Raw genomic sequence first — 15,908 nt, 5'->3', positions numbered from 1 at the left:
CATCGTTCCCGATCAGGGCGCCAGCTTTTCCATGTCGGGAAACGGCGCGAAGGTGACGTTCTCGCAAATCTCGCCGCCCTCCTCGATCATCCGGTCGAGGCGGCCGTCGACATAGAGCACGGCGCGGACACGCGCGGGCTTGAATGTACCATCGCTCTCGCGAACGCTGTAGCGCAGGCAGGCGACATAACGCAGGCGTCCGCCGACGGTGCGCTGAACCGGCTCGGCGATCATCGCGCCGCGCACGCCGCGCGGATCGTTGAGATAGGTACGCAGGAAAGCCAGCAACTCGGGACGGTAGTTCTGGGGGTAAGGCTGGTCGCTGACGCCCCGGTCGGCGGTGTAGCTCAGGCTGTCATTGCTGCTGTTCGCGCAGGCTGCGAGAGAGAATGCGAGCACTGCAATTGCAGCCAATCTGCCAAACATATCCGCCGTTCCGACTGTCGCCAATTTGCCACGCACCCCGAGGAAGTCCCCACCCCACCCGGCCGCAGATATTGTGGCATTGACAAGGCAGGCGCCGGACGATTGATTGCCGCTACGGCACAGGTGCCGGCGTGAGCCGGCTAATAGGGAATTCGGTGCCGCTGCGATCAGCGCCGTGCATTTTGCATAGATGATCGATCGCAGCAATTCCGAAGCTGCCCCCGCAACTGTCAGCGGTGAGTCGTTGTCCACGATGCCACTGAGCGAAAGCTCGGGAAGGCGGGCAACGGCGGCGATCCGCGAGCCAGGAGACCTGCCTGTACCGGTCATCCTTCCGTCGCACGGGGCGTGCGAAGGAGCGGTGTTTCCGCAGCGGTGACGTGACGTAAACCGTTGCGGAGAACCGGCTGATGGCTCGATTCCCCACTTTCAGATTGCCACCCGGCCGCACCCATCCGCGCGCCGCAGCGATCCATGTGGAAACCGGCGCTGCCCCTCCGCGATCGACAGCATCGACGGAGACCGGATTGACCCATACTTCTCGCCCCAGCTTTTCCAGATTGCTGGTATCGCCTGCCCTGCTCGCAGCATTTCTTTCCAGCGCGGCGATCATCGCTCCAAGCGGCGCCCACAGCCAGGAAGCGCCGCTGCCGCCGGTCAATGTCGATTCAAGCCGTTTGGCCAGCGTCGGCATTGTCGGCGCATCGACCAGCATCATCACCGCCGAAGACATTGCGCGCTCGCCGAGCCAGACGGTGCAGGACGTGCTCGCGACCGTTCCGGGCGTGCAGTTGCGCTCGCTCTATGGCGGGGTCAATGGCACGGGAACGACCGTCGACCTTCGCGGCTTCGGCGCCTTCGCATCCGCCAACACGCTGGTGCTGGTCAACGGCCGCCGGATCAACGATCTCGATCTCTCCGGCGTCGATCTCTCGACGATCCCGCTCCAGTCGATCGAGCGCATCGAAGTGACACGCGGCAACAGCGGCGCGGTGCTGTACGGCGACAACGCCGTCGGTGGTGTCATCAACATCATCACCAAGACCGGCGCGAGCACCGGCAAGCCGATGACCATGCGCGCCGAGGCCGGCGTCGGATCATTCAAGCAGCGTTTCGGCAGCGCGTCGGCGACGACCAACTACGGCCCGTGGTCGACGGCGGTGTTCGCCAATGCCATCAACTCCGACGGCTACCGCAAGAACAACGAACTCAGCCAGCGCAATGGCGTCGGCGAGGTCCGCTACACCACCTCCGATTTCAGCGCCTTCCTCAATCTGTCCGGCGACCGGCAGCACCTTGGACTGCCGGGCGCGCGTGCGACGCAGGAATTCGGAACCGGCATCAATCGCCTGGCGACCGATCCTCGAGGGACGTCGTCGCCGTTCGACTACGGTGAGACCCAGGGTGCCAATGCGACCGCAGGCTTCACCAAAACGCTGTGGGCCGGCGCAGAATTGATCGTCGATGGCGGCGTGCGGAACAAGGATTCGCAGACCGCGTTCCTCGGCACCGTTCCTCTGAGCCCGTTTGGCGCGCGCTCGGTCGATTCATCGTTGCAGACCTGGTCGATCACGCCGCGGCTGAGCATCAAGAACGACATGTTCGGATTGAAGTCGAACATTCTGACCGGCATCGACTATTACGACGCGACCTACGGATCTAGCCGCGGGCGTTACCTCGCCGATCCTGCCATTCACGTCTACGATTTGAACCAGCAGAGCCTCGCGGCATACTGGCAGCAGACGATCGGAATTCTGCCGAGCACCGACATCTCCTACGGCGGCCGTATTCAGAACACCCGCGTTCATGCCAAGGACACGTTGAACCCGCTGGCTCCCAATTATTTTTTCCTCGATCAGCAAGCCAATTCGCTCGACAAGGATGAAACCAATCACGCGCTGCATATCGGGATAGAGCATCGTCTCAACGACACCCTCACCCTGTTCGGACGCGTAGCGCGGGCGTTCCGTCTTCCCAATGTCGACGAGCGGGTCGGCGCCAGCCCGTTCGGCGCCGTCGGAACGTTCGACGTCAAAACGCAGACGTCTTACGACGTTGAAGGTGGCGTCCGGATTCACCGTGGCCCGCTCGATATCCAGACGAGCTACTACGATATGCACCTCAAGAACGAGTTGCATTTCGATCCGATTGCCTTCCTCGACTACAACCTCGATCCGACGCATCGTTATGGCGTCGAAACGAGCGCGTCCCTGCGCCTCAGCGATACGCTGCTGCTGAAGGGCGGCTTCGCTTATACGCGCGCCGTGTTCTCCGAAGGCCAGTTTGCGGGCAACGACGTTCCGCTGGTGTCGCGCCTGTCCGGAACCGCAGGTGTGTCATGGAATGTCTGGCAGAAGTATCTCGTGCTCGACGCCGCCGTTCGGGCCTGGAGTGCGCGCCGGATGGACAACGATCAGGCCAATTTCCAGCCCCTGATCCCGGCGAATGCGACGCTCGATCTCAAGATCAGCGGCGAAGTCGACCGCTTCTTCTGGTCGTTCAGCGTCAACAACGTGTTCGACGTCGACTATTACGACTACAGCGTCGCAAGCGCGGTCACTCCCGGCTCGTTCAACGCCTACCCCCTCCCCGGCCGGACCTACATGCTCAAGGCCGGCATGACGTTCTGATCAAAAAGCTCGGCCCGCGGCATCGAACGATGCTCGCGGGCCGGCCTTCTCTCCATCGTCACGCCATCGCGGGGGCGTTGCGGGCGTGACGCTGGAATGGCGTCAGATGTGCTTCCGCTTGACGATCACAGTGCGGTGACCCGGAGTCATCACGACCCGCTTCTTCACCACATGGCGGTGACCGTGCGTCACGAACACCTTCTTCTTCACCACAACGTGACGATGCGCGCGGTGATGACGATGCTTCTTGATCACCACGACCTTGTTGTTGGCGTTGGCGAACGAATGGGTGATCGGGGCGTGGCCGGTCTTGATGACAACCGTGCCTGCCATCGCGGGCGCGGCGAGCAGTGAACCGGCAAGCACCGCAGCGGAAATTGTCTTAAACATGGTCGTCTCCTGTTCGTTCGATCGCCTTATCCGCAGCCGGATTGGCCGGGCTGGTCGATCATGGGAGCGATCCTGACGCCGCCGCGCTGAACCCGGCCTGAAGCTAACTGATGGCTTACGTTCATCTGGATGACAATTTCGTCATCTGGCCCGGCGGCCCACCGAAACAAATTTTCCGGATCGGGATCGCCGACACCGGACTTTTTGAACCTGCCCGGTGTTTAAACCGACAACCTCGGATACAATCACCCCACCCGTCAGAGAGGAGCAGACATGATCCAGAGCATCAGGTTGACGATTCTCGCCGCCGTTGTCGCCACTTTCGCGACGATCCCGACGCTGAACACCGCGCTTGCCGCCGGCTCCGACGAGCCGTCGCCGCCGCCACCTTCGAGCACCAAATCGAAAGACACCAAGAAGTCGAAGAAGTCCGACAAACGATCAAGCGTGGACGATCCGAAATTTCTGCAGGACTATCGCGCCGCCTATGCGACGATCTACGAGCGCAACGACTACGCCGCCGCGATCACCCAGTTGAAGGCGCTCGAGCAGGACGACCGGGCCGACGTCGCCAACCTGATCGGCTATTCGTATCGCAAGCTTGGCAACTACCAGCTGTCCAGCCTGTGGTACGAGCGCGCGCTGAAAGCCGACCCGGGTCACGTCCGCACCTGGCAATATTACGGCCTGTGGCAGGTCGAACAGGGCAATCGGCAGCAGGCGCAGTATCACCTCGCCAAACTTGAGCAGCTCGCCGGCAAGGACAGCGCGGAATACCGCTCCCTCGCCCAGGCAATCTCCACCGGGCAAACGACCTACTGATCTCGTCCCGGATCGACACCAGCCGGCGTATCCTGTGAAGGGTGCGCCGGTTTGTTTTTGTCTTAACGCTGTCGGCGACAACGTTCGCAGAGCGGAATTAACCAGTGTCGCGCCTCGACAACGGCGGCTATGGTCGTATACGACGATCTCCGCGCGGGCTCGGTTGTGCTGCTTCACACGAGCCATGAGAACGCGCCAGTTGCCACGAGACAGCGAAGCGAAATCTTATCAATGAACGCCGCCAGGAAATATCAACGCATCGCCTTCGTGGCGAGCCAGGGAGCCGAGGCGCAGCAGGCGTTTGCGCAGCTCGTTGCGGAATTCGGCAACAACGATCCGGATCAGGCCGATGTGATCGTCGCGCTCGGCGGCGACGGCCTCATGCTGCAAACGCTGCATCGCTACATGCGTTCGGGAACGCCGATCTACGGAATGCATCGCGGCACCGTCGGTTTCCTGATGAACGAATTCAGCCAGCGCTCGCTGATCGAGCGGCTTGAAGCAGCGAAGCTGACCGTCATCAATCCGCTTTTGATGCGCGCCACCGACGTTCACGGCAATGTCCACATTCATCACGCGATCAATGAAGTCTCGCTGTTCCGGCAGAGCCACCAAGCCGCACGCCTGCGCATCATGGTCGACGAACGGGAGCGGATGGCCGAGCTCGTCGCCGACGGTGTGCTGGTGGCGACGCCCGCCGGATCGACCGCCTACAACCTTTCGGCGCAGGGTCCGATCCTGCCGATCAACGCCGCTCTCCTCGCGCTCACGCCGATCAGCGCGTTCCGGCCGCGGCGCTGGCGCGGCGCGCTGTTGCCGAACACCGCCTTCGTGGTGATCGAGGTTCTCGAAGGCGAAAAGCGCCCGGTCGCGGCCGTCGCCGACCACGACGAAGCGCGCGACGTGCGGCGGGTCGAAATTCTCACCGACCGGACGATTTCGATCCGGATGCTGTTCGATCCCGGCCACAGCCTCGAGGAACGGATTCTCAGCGAACAGTTCGGATTCTGAGACTCGCCTTCCAAAAAGCGTAGCGTTGGCAATACCATAGACGTCATCAGACCGGCCCGTCATGGATAACCATTCGTTAACGGCAGCCGCTTATAGTTAACGCCGGGTATATTCCGCCCTGGCCGGCCAATCATGTTTCGCATCGATTTCAACAAGCTGCGGTTTCTGGTGTGCGATGACAATCCGCACATGCGCCGCATCTTGCGCACGTTGCTCCATTCGTTCGGGGCGCGCGAAGTCTATGAAGCCGAGGATGGCGCCACCGCACTGGAAATGTACGGCCACTACGTGCCGGACATCGTCATCACCGACTGGGCAATGCCGATCTTCGACGGCATCGAACTCGCACAGATGATCCGGCAGCCCGAAGGCATCGGCAGTCCGTTCGCGCCGATCATCATGCTCACCGGTCACTCCGAAAAGCGGCGCGTGATGTATGCGCGCGACGCCGGCGTCACCGAATTTCTCGCCAAGCCGATCTCGGCGAAGGGCCTCTATCAGCGCATCATGAATGTGGTGACCAATCCCCGGCCCTTCATCCGCACCAAGAATTATTTCGGCCCCGATCGCCGCCGCAACACCACCAACAACTACATCGGCCCCGAACGACGGCGCAGCGGCGTTCAACCCGACATCGTCGAGCAGCCTTCGCTTCTCGATAAAGCCCGCACCGGAGGCTAAAAACTTCATGGCCAAGCAGAAGCTGCCTCCCGTCACCGTCGAGACCTTCGCCGAGTATCAGGTCATCACACCGCCGAATCCGTTGCGCAGCGCCATCCGCAGGGTAGACGAACGTGACATGGACGATCCGGTCGCGCGCGCCGAACAGGCGCTCGCCGAAATCTCCGGCGAGTTCAAATCGTGGATGGCGGAAGAATGCGAACGGCTTTCCGCCGCCCACGCCGCGATCCTGCGCGACGGTTTCAGCGGACCGGCCCGCGAAGAGCTTTTCCGCGCCGCGCATGACATCAAGGGCGGTGCGGCGACGTTCGGTTACGCCACCGCGGGCGTCGCCGCCGAAAGCCTGTGCCGGATTATCGAACATGCGCCGGATCTCGAAAAGGTGCCGGCTGAACTCATCACGCACCATATCAACGCGATCCATGCGATATTCCGCGAACAGGCGCGGATCGACATGATGGGAACGGCGGATGCGCTGAGCAAGCGTCTGCGCAGCGTCGCCGACGAATACCTGCTCCACGTCAACCGAGATCGCCCCGAACACCTCGATGCGTTGATGACGCCGAGCATCGTGCCCGGCGACTAGGCCGCGCACGATCCAATTCGCTTAGCAGCTTGAATGAGATTGCCGCCGCGCGGTCAGGCCGCGATCAGGTGGCGATGATCGTGCAGGTCCTGGACATCGATTTCGACCTCATCGAACTCGTCCGGAGTATCCGTGAAGTCGGCATCGATCGCGGCGAACGACAGCCGCGCGACGAAATCGTCGGCTACCAGCTGATCGTTTTCCTCCGCCAGTTCGTCGCAGAACAACCGTGCCTCTTCACGGGCGGATTCGGTCGCGAACCGCCGCAGCAGGATGAGAAGCGCACCGCTCGCCTCTTCGGTCCCGGTTTCGCAATGGGTCAGGACGCGCTCAACCATGCGGCGACGAAGCCGCGTCGCGCCGCCGACGGTGCCGACGAAGCCGACCTCATGGCCTGCTTCCAGCGCCGAGCGGAATGCAAGGAAGGTCGATTCCGGCAAGCCCGCCTTGACCAGCAAGGCATTCAGGCTAGCGCCGCCGCGATCGTGAACCAGCGCCGCAACGCGGCTCGCCGGCAGGCTCGATAATTCGACCAGCGCAGCTTCGAACAGCTCCATATTTCCCGACAGCAGCGCGCGCAGCACAAGGCCGGCGTTCAACTGGCCGGTGGCGCGCAGATGCCGCACCAGACTTGTCATCTCATCGCCGCGCGTCTGCGCCGCGATGTTGACCGTCGAGCGCTCCCGCGCCTCGAGCGTAACCCGCTCGGCGCGGTCGGGCGCCATCCATTCGCGCGCGGTGACGAATTGCGCCAGCGTGCTCGACAGCTTCTCGACCAGCGCCAGCCGCGTCGCCGCCGGCAGATCGTCGCGCGTCAGCAGCGCCTCGCGGATCGCGGCGAGATGACCGTGGCGCTCCACAATGCGGTCGATCGAGAACGGCGCCAGCGCCGCGTCGGGATTTTCGATCAGTTCGAGCGCGGCCGCCGGAGCGCCCACTTCGGCGATGGCAGCGCAGATCGACACCGGCAGCGCAGCCCTGCGGGCAATCGCGCACTGGATTTCGGAATCGCCGGTCGCGACGATGTCGACAAGATCGGCATCGATCAGCAGCGGCGAGAATTCGAGGACCGGCAATGCCACCGACGCCTGATCGGTGGCGAGCGCTGCGATGATCGCCGGCGGTGCATCGGGTGTACGTGAGAAAACCTGAGCCAGGGCTTGCCGCACCAGCGGCGAGGTATCGTCGAGCAGCATCAGCAGCGCGCCTTCCGCCGCCGCCCGATCGTCATCCGACAGATCGGAAATCAGCCACGCACGGGCCAAAGCCCTCGTCGCTTCTGCACGCTCGCCCGCTGACGCGGTACGGATCCAACTTATGAACTGCCGAACGATCATGGGTGTTCCGGCTTACGCAACATGCCAAAGCATCGACACGCGATGCCACTGTCAGAAAGCGTAAACCATGACACTTAAGAAACAGTTCACCATAACCAGCTGGGTTTGTTGAGGTTTCGTTAACCTCACTGCAGCGCGCTAGCCGCTGTAAGCGCCGGTCGGATCGCTGAACAGATTGAACGGCACGTTTGCACCGCCGCTCGTCGCCGTCGCGGCAGGCGTCGAACCCGGAGCCGCCGTGTTGCTCCACAACGACTGTACCGCAGGCGACACCGGCTCGGTGCGATTGCCGGCCTGAAACAGCGACCGGAACATCTGGTCCTGCGGGCCTTGCAACGACGCGACGCGCTCGTTGGCGGCAACCGTCGGCTGCGGAAAATACGACAGATACGTCGCGGTGTTCGGCGCTCTCAGCGACACCGGCTCCGACGTGCCAGGCGTGACGCCTGCGCTGGCCATCGCGGTGCGCGCCATCGGTGAATTGGAGGCCGCCGCGTAGCGCGATGTCAGCACTGTATAAACCTGCGAGACGCTGCGCGGTGAGCCGTCGCGATCATAGAAGATCGGCCGGTTCGCGGCCGCAGCCTGCGGAAAGAACGCTGGCGCGGATGCACTCGGATTGTTTTCCGCACTTGTGATGAGACGCGACGCGCCGCCGACGCCCATGAAGTGCGCGATGTAAAGCTCGCCGTCAGTCGGCCTGCGTCCGAGCGCGCCGGTCAGCTTGAAACTGTTGGATTGCGTCAGCACACCGGCCATCGCTGCATTCGCCGCGGGATCGTCACGCAGCTTGAGAATTTCGTTGCGCGCCGACGGATCGTCGACGGTGTAATGTCCCGACGGCGATTTCGAAATCGCGTCGGCATACTGGCCGTAGCCGAACGCCGCGCCCGCTTCCTTCACGGTGCCGAGCCAGGTCTGCTCGATGAACTGATACAACCCCCGCGCCGACGAGGTCGATGCTGCCGCAGTCGGATTGAGATTGGATTCGATCTTCGCCGCCGACACCAGATATTCAAAGCTCGCGCCGGTCGCCGCAGCGGCCTGCTTGATCGTGCTTGCGAGTTTGGCGCGAACCGAATCGAGTCCGGCCGCGATGGTATCGATCGCCATGTTGTGTCCCGCTCCCCGGTGACACGCCTCAAATGTGTGCGCCTCCCAGCGCACGCAGGCCTCCCAGCCTCCCGCCAAGGTGGGGCAATTATGGTTAATGGGTGGTTAACGCGTTTCGCGCGGCGCTCGATGAACCTGGGCCATCATTATTGAGATGTCGTCCCCGCGCAGGCGATGACCCATACCGATGTGTCTGCGAAGGAGAACTCGAAGTCGTCCATCCAAGCTATTGAAAAAAGACTGGGTCCCCGCCTGCGCGGGGACGACATTGGTCACGACTCGTGGAGATAAACCACGATCGCAGGACCTACCGATAAACCTTCGCCGGATCGAACATCTTCTCGGCATCGACGAAGGACAGCGTCGCCGTCCCGTCCTTGCCCGTCACCGCGCGATAGAAACAGGAGCGGCGTCCGGTGTGGCAGGCCGCGCCGGTCTGCTCGACCTTGATCCAGACCGCATCCTGATCGCAGTCCATCCGCATCTCGACCACGCGCTGGGTGTGGCCCGAGCTTTCGCCCTTGCGCCACAGCGCCTTGCGCGAGCGGCTGTAGTACCAGCCCTCGCCGGTCGAGATGGTCTTGCGCAATGCCTCGTCGTTCATGTGCGCGACCATCAGCACGTCGCCGGTCGCGACATCGGTCGCGACGCAGGTCACAAGGCCGGCAGCATCGAATTTCGGGCTGAAGGCCAGCCCTTCCTCGATGTCGTGCGAGTGTGCGGATGATTGTGTCGGAGTGGTCACGGCAATGACTTTCGCAAATTGGCGCACGGGCCTTGAAGGATACGCGCGCCTTTTAGCTCAAGCGCCGGGCGCGCGCACCATCGCCAAAAAGCGGGCCTGTTCTTCGGGGAAATCGCGGAATACGCCGGAAAAGCGCGAGGTGATGGTCCGGGCGCCCTGCTTGGCGATGCCGCGCACCGACATGCAGGTATGTTCGGCCTCGATCAGCACCGCAACGCCGCGCGGCTGAAGAATATGATCGATCGCGCCGGCGATCTGGGCAGTGAGATGCTCCTGGGTCTGGAGGCGATGGGCGAAAATATCGACCAGCCGCGCCAGTTTCGACAGGCCCACAACCCGCTCGACCGGCGTATAGGCGATATGTGCCTTGCCGTAGAACGGCATCACGTGATGTTCGCAATGCGAATGGAAGCTGATGTCGCGCACCAGAACGAAATCGTCATACCCCGCGGTCTCGCCGAACGTGCGGTTCAGCACCTCGGCCGGGCACAGGTGATAGCCCTGAAACAGCTCATCATACGCTTCGACCACCCGGCGCGGGGTGTCGAGCAGCCCTTCGCGGGCCGGGTCCTCGCCGATGTAGGACAACAGCGTCTTGACTGCCGCCTCGGCCTCCTCCCGCGATGCGCGCGGCAGGTCGGCCCGGACGGCCGGCGCCTGAAATTCGGAAACCGGAATCTCGGAAGGTTTGTCGGGGTTTTTACCACCCCGCAGAGGCTTGATCACAGCGTCCATTCGGCTCTCCGTTCGACCGGCTTTCTACCATAAAGCCGGAGTGTCACCGGCCGCCGCGGCGGCCAATCTGGCCTGCCGGACGCCTCGTTCCCGCAATGGTATCGATCCGGATCAATTCACATCCCGGCGACCATCCCAAAGGCGGGTTTATTCCTGTGCAACCCAGACTATATAGGGTGTGACGGTTCGCCGCCAAGGGCGGCGACGCAGGGGTCTATGCAACGCCATGCTGAACGACATTTATAATAAACGCATCATCGAGCTGGCGGGCAATATTCCAAGGCTGGGACGGCTTTCCGATCCGGACGCCTCGGCGACCGCCCACTCCAAGTTGTGCGGCTCGACGGTCAAAATCGACCTCAAGATGGACGACGGCGTGGTCACGGATTTTGCCCACGACGTGAAAGCCTGCGCGCTTGGTCAGGCGTCCTCTTCGATCATGGCGAGCCACGTCGTCGGCTCCAATGCCGCCGAGCTGCGCGAGTTGCGCGAAACCGTGCGCAAAATGCTGAAGGAAAACGGCGCGCCGCCGCAGGGCAAGTGGGCGGACATCGCCTTGCTCGAGCCGGTGCGCGACTACAAGGCGCGCCACGCGTCAACCATGCTGACGTTCGATGCCGTGGTCGATGCTGTCGGCCAGATCGAGGCCAAGGACAAAACCAAGGCCGGCGCGCTGGCGGCGTCGGAATCCTGATTTCCGCAGATGTGTCGACGAGCTATTTCGCCGGTGCCGCGCCGCCGGTCGCGGGTTGCGCGTCGGCAGTCTTGGTCGCCTTGGTCACGGCTGACGGTGACGGCGCGGCCGGCTCGGACACAATGCGATCCTGAAACAGCTTGGGTTCGGAGACGGCAACGACATCGGTCGTGGTCCCCGACCGCTGCGGGGCGCGGGCCACCGCATCGTCGCGCAGAATTCGGGTCTGCCGCAATTCCGACGGCGTCAGTTCGTGCAGCGGCTCCCAAGGCGGCACACTCAGCGCCAGCGACAGAAGATCGCCGGAACCGCCCATGTCGAAGGTGAACTTGGCGAGACTACCGATGTCGTGCTGAACGATGGTGAGATCCTGCGCGGTGTAGTTTGCCGCCTTGGCATTCTCGGCACGATCACCCATCCAGATCTGGTGAACGCGAACATGCGCGCCGACCGGGACGTAGCGGGTTTCGCCCGACAGCAGCAGGAACACGCACATCGACTCGCAATAAGCATCGGCCAGAACATCGCGCTCCGGGCCGCTCTTGCCATTCCGCTCGACAACCGCGCCGACCGCGGTGTGAATGCCAAGCTCACGCCAGCGCCGGCCGAGCGAAATTGCATCGAGCACGGAGCCACCGCTGGAATCGAGAACTACTGTGGCGCCCTTGACCTTCCGGTCTTTCGCGAAGGCAGCAAACTGCTTAGGCGTGTCGTTGGTGACCACGCCAACCGCGGAAATCCAGTCGCGGCAATCCGGTTCGCACGCACCAGTCCGGGCAGCGTGCCAGTCGAACGTCATCGGAAGTTTGCGTTGCTCGAGCGTCGGGGCAATAGACTGTTGTGCGTCACCAGCCAGGGCTGCGCCCGGCAGGAGCAGAAAAAAAGCGGCGGTGCAGACCTGCACCCAGCCGCTCGAAATCGGCGACTCCAAGAGTTTCAAGCCGGTTCCCCACACCCGTTTCACGGGCAACGGTGACGGTCCCAGTCCACGCGACGAATCCTGTCACATGGCCGTTATGAAAACCGTAACGATACGGAGGATTTGCGTCTATTCCACTTTTGCTGCATCGCAGTCAAAAGCGTGCGATTGTTGGGGAAGTGTGGCGCGAAAACACAACCAGTTCCGCGCCCGGAACCAGCCTTGATCGCTGCGCGAGCAAATGGATCGAGATGAAACCTTCGACGCAATGTCCGCAGTGTGGAACCGCGCTGTCGCATCTGCCGCGCAACGCCGGACGCGGCATGATCTGGATCTATCGCCACACGCTGTCGCCGCTGATCGGTTTCAACTGCCGCCATCTGCCAACCTGCTCGGTCTATGGCGACGAGGCGATCGGCCGCTTCGGACTGTGGGCCGGCGGCTGGATGACTCTCGCGCGATTGCTGCGCTGCCAGCCGTGGGGCACGTCGGGCATCGACAACGTGCCGGACGAGACGCCCGCGAATGCGCGCTGGTATCTGCCGTGGCGCTATGCGCGCTGGCGCGGCGTCAACGACACATCCGTCAGTTGATGCCGACACGCGGTCGCGTCAGCACGATCAGCAGCACCGTGAACCCGATTGCCGCCGCGCCTGCAATGTTCATCGCATCGTAGGCCTCGCGCACATAGAACATCGCACCCAGCGCCGAGCCGAGGCCCTGCCCGATATAGAGAACCGAGGTGTTGAGCGACACCGAGGCGCTGGCCAGCGTTGGCGCTGCCGCCATCAGCCGCACTTGCTGCATCGAATTCGCCGCGGCGAAGCCAAATCCCCAGAACAACATCGCGACGAGCATCGCGGACAACATGCCGCTGCCGAGCGTCCATCCGGCGATACCGAGCAGGATCGCGATCGAAAACGCCAGCGAGGTTTTCCAGGCGCCCCATGAATCGACGATCCGGCTCGCGAGTACGTTGCCCGCGAATCCCATCACGCCGTAGATCGCAAACAGCAATGCGACGGCCTCCGGCCCAGCACCGGTCTGGTGCTGCACCAGCGGGCCCATGAACGTGAAGATGATGAACTGGCTGCCCATCTGCATCATGGTGATCAGCAGCAGCATGAGCACCAGCGGATTGCCGCCGAGTGCACCCCATGTCTTCAAATCGACGCGGACGCCGACGATGCCGCGCGGCAGCCGCCATGCGGTCATCACAAAAGCAATGAATGCAATCAGCGCAATGCCGGCATAGGCGGCGCGCCAGCCGAAATGACTGGCCAGATAAGTGACCGCCGGCAATCCCGCCGCGGCCGCAAGCGACCAACCGAGAAACACGTAAGTCATGGTGCTGCCGCGCCGCTCCGGCGGCACCATGACCGAAGCGAGGCTCGCGGCTTGAGGCGTAAACAGCGCCACCACCGCCAGCATCACCAGCCGCAATGCCAGCAGCGTGCGGTAGTCCGGCGCCAGAGCCGATGCGACATGCGCGAGCGAGGTAAACAGCATGGCGCCCGCAAGCAGCGGCCGTCGGTCGAAGCGGCTGGTCAGCCACGCTGTCGCCGGTGATGCGATGCAAAGAACGATGGCGCCGAAGGTGATCAGCAATCCGGCGTCGCGAATGCTGACGCCGAGGCCTTGGGACAGTTGCGGCAGCATGCCTGCCGGCGCGAGCACGCTCACGCCGGTTACGATATTACCGATCATCAGAGACGTGACAGCGAAGCGTTTCATGAGGGCCTGTTAGCAGGGCCAATACCTTACATGCAATTGCATGAAATTGCAATGGTGCGTTGCAAAGCGCAATGGAAATTGCGGGCGCGACTTTCTCCATGTCGTCCCCGCGAAGCGCGGACGACACTGAACAAGACGCGCGTCACGCCTCGCCCTGCATCCGCGCGCGATAGGCACGCGTTTTCTCGCGATTGCCGCACAGCGCCGACACGCACCAGCGCCGGGTCCCCGGCTTCGAGCGATCGTAGAACACCCTACGGCATTCATCCGATGCGCACATCTTCAAGCGGTCGAGACTACGGTTATCCGAAGCGCGCAACAATTCGCTGACGACAACGGACAGGCCCGACAGCGCATCCTTCCGCGCACCACTCAGAACCATCGTGCGGTCAGTCGCGACCGCCGCGACCAGCGGAAATTTCTCGATCGCCCGGTTGAGTGCGCGCAAGACCATCCTGTCCCCCCGCTCGTCCGGATCGCGCTGCAGACAGGCGCGCAGCGACGATCGCAGTTCAAGCGCCTCGCCCAGCAGCGGCGCGGTGATCCTCGCACCGGACGGCAGCAGTTTTCGCTCCGACAGCCATGCGGCGAGAGCCGCCGGGCTGGTCAGTTCGTCGCCCTGCGGATGCGGCACGCTGTTATGGACGAACCGGCGCAGGTCGAGCGTATTGGCAAAGTCATAGACATTGGCCAATTCGTCCGGAACCTTGAACTTGCGCGAGGCTTTCGACATCGACACCAGTAAAGCATTTTTACTGGTTGACAGCAAGCGCCGCCGGTCTAGTCTCCGTAACGTCCGGCATGAAACCGCACGGGCGCGGGAGAGCATGATGAGCAGCCAAACAATGTCGCCCAATCCGCGCCTGTTCTATGGCTGGTTCGTGGTCGCCGCCGCCTTCACGGTGATGATGATCGGCTTTGGCAGCGCCTATACCTTCAGCGCCTTCGTCGAATCGCTGCAGGCGGATTTCGGCGCGTCGCGCGGTTCGGTATCGCTGGTGTTCTCGCTGGCCGGCTTCCTGTATTTCGCGCTCGGCGTCGTCAGCGGCCCGCTCGCGGATCGCTTCGGCTCGCGCCGCCTCGCCATCGCCGGCATGATCCTGATCGGGCTCGGTCTTGCGCTCGCCAGCGTCGCGCGCAGCCTGAACGAGGTCTACATCGCCTACGGGCTCGGCGTCGGCCTTGGCGTCGGCGCGTCCTATGTCCCCGCGATCGGCGCGGTGCAGCGCTGGTTCGTCAAGCGGCGCGGCTTCGCCTCGGGGCTTGCGGTCAGCGGCATCGGCGTCGGCACGCTGGTGATGCCGCCGCTTGCGGCTTGGCTGATCGACAGCGGTGGCTGGCGCAGCGCCTATCTCATTCTCGGCATCCTTGCCGCCGTCGTCGGCACCGGCATGGCGTTGCTGATCGAGAACGATCCGCGCGATCGCGGCCTCGCGCCCGATGGTGACGCAGTACAAGCCGGCGCCGCATCTGCGGTGCCCACGGGCTTCACCGTCGGCGAAGCGGTCCGGTCCCGGCAGTTCATCGGCCTTTATGTATCGTGCGTGATCTGCTCGTTCGGGGTGTTCGTGCCGTTCGTTCACCTCGTGCCGTATGCGATCGATCACGGCGTCAGCAAATCGACTGCCGTCCTGCTGCTGGGCGTGATCGGAATCGGCAGCACCGCCGGGCGCTTCTTTCTCGGCGGCCTCGCGGACCGGATGGGGCGGCGTCTCGCGCTGCTGACGATGTATTTCGGCATGGCGGCGGCATTGGCGATCTGGGCGGTCGCGACCGGCGTGTGGGCGCTGGCGGCGTTCGCCTTCGCCTATGGCGTGTTCTACGGCGGATGGGTCGCCGTACTGCCTGCGGTGGTGATGGATTATTTCGGCGGCCGTAACGTCAGCGGCATCATCGGCATCCTTTATACCAGCGTCGCCGTCGGCACTCTGGTCGGCCCCAGTGCCGCCGGCTTCGCGTTTGACGCCAGCCACAGCTACATGCTGCCGATCCTCGCCAGCATCGCGGCCAATATCGTCGGCGCTGCGATCATGGCGGCCGTCACGACATCGCGGCCCTGACGGCCTGCCCTCCGGAAACCGGCGC

Annotated in this window: 16 protein-coding genes, 1 pseudogene and 1 riboswitch; of the genes and pseudogenes, 8 read left to right on the top strand and 9 right to left on the bottom strand. The window is 63.2% G+C overall.

All coding sequences use genetic code 11. From position 1 onward, the window contains the following. Positions 1-12: 12 nt before the first annotated feature. The gene (locus ASC80_RS03995; protein WP_056292999.1) at positions 13-426 is read right to left on the bottom strand and encodes a hypothetical protein; all 414 of its coding nucleotides are present in this window, start codon (positions 424-426) and stop codon (positions 13-15) included. A 104-nt stretch (positions 427-530) separates the two neighbouring features. Next, positions 531-761, top strand: a riboswitch (cobalamin riboswitch). Between the two features lie 192 nt (positions 762-953). On the opposite strand from ASC80_RS03995, the gene ASC80_RS03990 reads away from it, so the two are divergent. Continuing rightward, the gene (locus ASC80_RS03990; RefSeq protein ID WP_056295577.1) at positions 954-3,056 is read left to right on the top strand and encodes a TonB-dependent receptor; all 2,103 of its coding nucleotides are present in this window, start codon (positions 954-956) and stop codon (positions 3,054-3,056) included. A 102-nt stretch (positions 3,057-3,158) separates the two neighbouring features. Here ASC80_RS03990 and ASC80_RS03985 read toward each other — a convergent pair whose 3' ends face one another. Beyond that, on the bottom strand, positions 3,159-3,446 hold the full coding sequence (locus ASC80_RS03985) for a His-rich protein BRANT (protein ID WP_082512397.1): 288 nt from the start codon (positions 3,444-3,446) through the stop codon (positions 3,159-3,161). Between the two features lie 273 nt (positions 3,447-3,719). Here ASC80_RS03985 and ASC80_RS03980 point away from each other — a divergent pair, with 273 nt between their 5' ends. The 4 genes from ASC80_RS03980 (at position 3,720) to ASC80_RS03965 (ending at position 6,546) form a co-directional block, all read left to right on the top strand. Beyond that, positions 3,720-4,268: a tetratricopeptide repeat protein gene (locus ASC80_RS03980; protein ID WP_056292996.1), complete on the top strand. Its 549-nt coding sequence runs from the start codon at positions 3,720-3,722 to the stop codon at positions 4,266-4,268. A 231-nt stretch (positions 4,269-4,499) separates the two neighbouring features. Further along, on the top strand, positions 4,500-5,279 hold the full coding sequence (locus tag ASC80_RS03975; RefSeq protein ID WP_056295574.1) for an NAD kinase: 780 nt from the start codon (positions 4,500-4,502) through the stop codon (positions 5,277-5,279). A 132-nt stretch (positions 5,280-5,411) separates the two neighbouring features. Next, positions 5,412-5,960, top strand: a complete 549-nt coding sequence (locus ASC80_RS03970; RefSeq protein WP_056292993.1) for a response regulator — start codon at positions 5,412-5,414, stop codon at positions 5,958-5,960. A 7-nt stretch (positions 5,961-5,967) separates the two neighbouring features. Continuing rightward, on the top strand, positions 5,968-6,546 hold the full coding sequence (locus tag ASC80_RS03965; protein WP_056292990.1) for an Hpt domain-containing protein: 579 nt from the start codon (positions 5,968-5,970) through the stop codon (positions 6,544-6,546). Between the two features lie 167 nt (positions 6,547-6,713). Here the strand turns inward: ASC80_RS03965 and ASC80_RS03960 are convergent. The 4 genes and pseudogenes from ASC80_RS03960 to folE all read right to left on the bottom strand — a co-directional run. Next, positions 6,714-7,883 (bottom strand): annotated as a pseudogene (locus ASC80_RS03960) (DUF2336 domain-containing protein); the annotation flags it as partial. A gap of 138 nt (positions 7,884-8,021) precedes the next feature. Next, the gene (locus ASC80_RS03955; protein ID WP_056292989.1) at positions 8,022-8,996 is read right to left on the bottom strand and encodes a lysozyme family protein; all 975 of its coding nucleotides are present in this window, start codon (positions 8,994-8,996) and stop codon (positions 8,022-8,024) included. 307 nt (positions 8,997-9,303) lie between these two features. Beyond that, complete coding sequence (gene hisI / locus ASC80_RS03950) at positions 9,304-9,741, bottom strand: phosphoribosyl-AMP cyclohydrolase (protein WP_056295571.1); 438 nt, start codon at positions 9,739-9,741, stop codon at positions 9,304-9,306. Between the two features lie 57 nt (positions 9,742-9,798). After that, the gene (folE, locus tag ASC80_RS03945) at positions 9,799-10,476 is read right to left on the bottom strand and encodes a GTP cyclohydrolase I FolE (protein ID WP_056292988.1); all 678 of its coding nucleotides are present in this window, start codon (positions 10,474-10,476) and stop codon (positions 9,799-9,801) included. Positions 10,477-10,702: 226 nt separating this feature from the next. On the opposite strand from folE, the gene ASC80_RS03940 reads away from it, so the two are divergent. After that, a complete protein-coding gene (locus tag ASC80_RS03940) occupies positions 10,703-11,170 on the top strand; it encodes an iron-sulfur cluster assembly scaffold protein (RefSeq protein ID WP_056292986.1) in 468 nt (155 codons plus the stop codon). A 22-nt stretch (positions 11,171-11,192) separates the two neighbouring features. Here the strand turns inward: ASC80_RS03940 and ASC80_RS03935 are convergent, their stop codons facing one another. After that, entirely contained in the window at positions 11,193-12,110 is a 918-nt protein-coding gene (locus tag ASC80_RS03935) for a COG3904 family protein (RefSeq protein WP_056295567.1), read from the bottom strand. A gap of 230 nt (positions 12,111-12,340) precedes the next feature. On the opposite strand from ASC80_RS03935, the gene yidD reads away from it, so the two are divergent. Continuing rightward, positions 12,341-12,682, top strand: coding sequence for a membrane protein insertion efficiency factor YidD (gene yidD, locus ASC80_RS03930; RefSeq protein WP_056295564.1), 342 nt, complete (start codon positions 12,341-12,343; stop codon positions 12,680-12,682). Here yidD and ASC80_RS03925 read toward each other — a convergent pair. Continuing rightward, the gene (locus tag ASC80_RS03925; protein WP_056292984.1) at positions 12,675-13,823 is read right to left on the bottom strand and encodes an MFS transporter; all 1,149 of its coding nucleotides are present in this window, start codon (positions 13,821-13,823) and stop codon (positions 12,675-12,677) included. The genes yidD and ASC80_RS03925 overlap by 8 nt on opposite strands. A gap of 142 nt (positions 13,824-13,965) precedes the next feature. Further along, positions 13,966-14,556, bottom strand: coding sequence for a CGNR zinc finger domain-containing protein (locus ASC80_RS03920; protein WP_056292982.1), 591 nt, complete (start codon positions 14,554-14,556; stop codon positions 13,966-13,968). A gap of 97 nt (positions 14,557-14,653) precedes the next feature. Between ASC80_RS03920 and ASC80_RS03915 the strand changes: the two genes are divergently transcribed. Continuing rightward, positions 14,654-15,883: an MFS transporter gene (locus tag ASC80_RS03915; RefSeq protein WP_056295562.1), complete on the top strand. Its 1,230-nt coding sequence runs from the start codon at positions 14,654-14,656 to the stop codon at positions 15,881-15,883. Positions 15,884-15,908 lie beyond the last annotated feature (25 nt).

Origin of the sequence: Afipia sp. Root123D2 (assembly GCF_001425835.1) — a bacterium.
Taxonomy (GTDB): domain Bacteria; phylum Pseudomonadota; class Alphaproteobacteria; order Rhizobiales; family Xanthobacteraceae; genus Afipia.
Note: the sequence above shows the minus strand (reverse complement) of the source record. Positions and strands in the feature narration are given on the sequence as shown.

What these genes read in the sequence shown, in the direction of transcription:
- ASC80_RS03995 (WP_056292999.1), bottom strand. Translation starts at nt 426, where the DNA reads ATGTTTGGCAGATTGGCTGCAATTGCAGTGCTCGCATTCTCTCTCGCA.
- yidD (WP_056295564.1), top strand. Translation starts at nt 12,341, where the DNA reads ATGAAACCTTCGACGCAATGTCCGCAGTGTGGAACCGCGCTGTCGCAT.
- ASC80_RS03975 (WP_056295574.1), top strand. Translation starts at nt 4,500, where the DNA reads ATGAACGCCGCCAGGAAATATCAACGCATCGCCTTCGTGGCGAGCCAG.
- ASC80_RS03920 (WP_056292982.1), bottom strand. Translation starts at nt 14,556, where the DNA reads ATGTCGAAAGCCTCGCGCAAGTTCAAGGTTCCGGACGAATTGGCCAAT.
- ASC80_RS03965 (WP_056292990.1), top strand. Translation starts at nt 5,968, where the DNA reads ATGGCCAAGCAGAAGCTGCCTCCCGTCACCGTCGAGACCTTCGCCGAG.
- ASC80_RS03985 (WP_082512397.1), bottom strand. Translation starts at nt 3,446, where the DNA reads ATGTTTAAGACAATTTCCGCTGCGGTGCTTGCCGGTTCACTGCTCGCC.
- ASC80_RS03940 (WP_056292986.1), top strand. Translation starts at nt 10,703, where the DNA reads ATGCTGAACGACATTTATAATAAACGCATCATCGAGCTGGCGGGCAAT.
- ASC80_RS03925 (WP_056292984.1), bottom strand. Translation starts at nt 13,823, where the DNA reads ATGAAACGCTTCGCTGTCACGTCTCTGATGATCGGTAATATCGTAACC.
- ASC80_RS03915 (WP_056295562.1), top strand. Translation starts at nt 14,654, where the DNA reads ATGAGCAGCCAAACAATGTCGCCCAATCCGCGCCTGTTCTATGGCTGG.
- ASC80_RS03970 (WP_056292993.1), top strand. Translation starts at nt 5,412, where the DNA reads ATGTTTCGCATCGATTTCAACAAGCTGCGGTTTCTGGTGTGCGATGAC.
- ASC80_RS03980 (WP_056292996.1), top strand. Translation starts at nt 3,720, where the DNA reads ATGATCCAGAGCATCAGGTTGACGATTCTCGCCGCCGTTGTCGCCACT.
- folE (WP_056292988.1), bottom strand. Translation starts at nt 10,476, where the DNA reads ATGGACGCTGTGATCAAGCCTCTGCGGGGTGGTAAAAACCCCGACAAA.
- ASC80_RS03955 (WP_056292989.1), bottom strand. Translation starts at nt 8,996, where the DNA reads ATGGCGATCGATACCATCGCGGCCGGACTCGATTCGGTTCGCGCCAAA.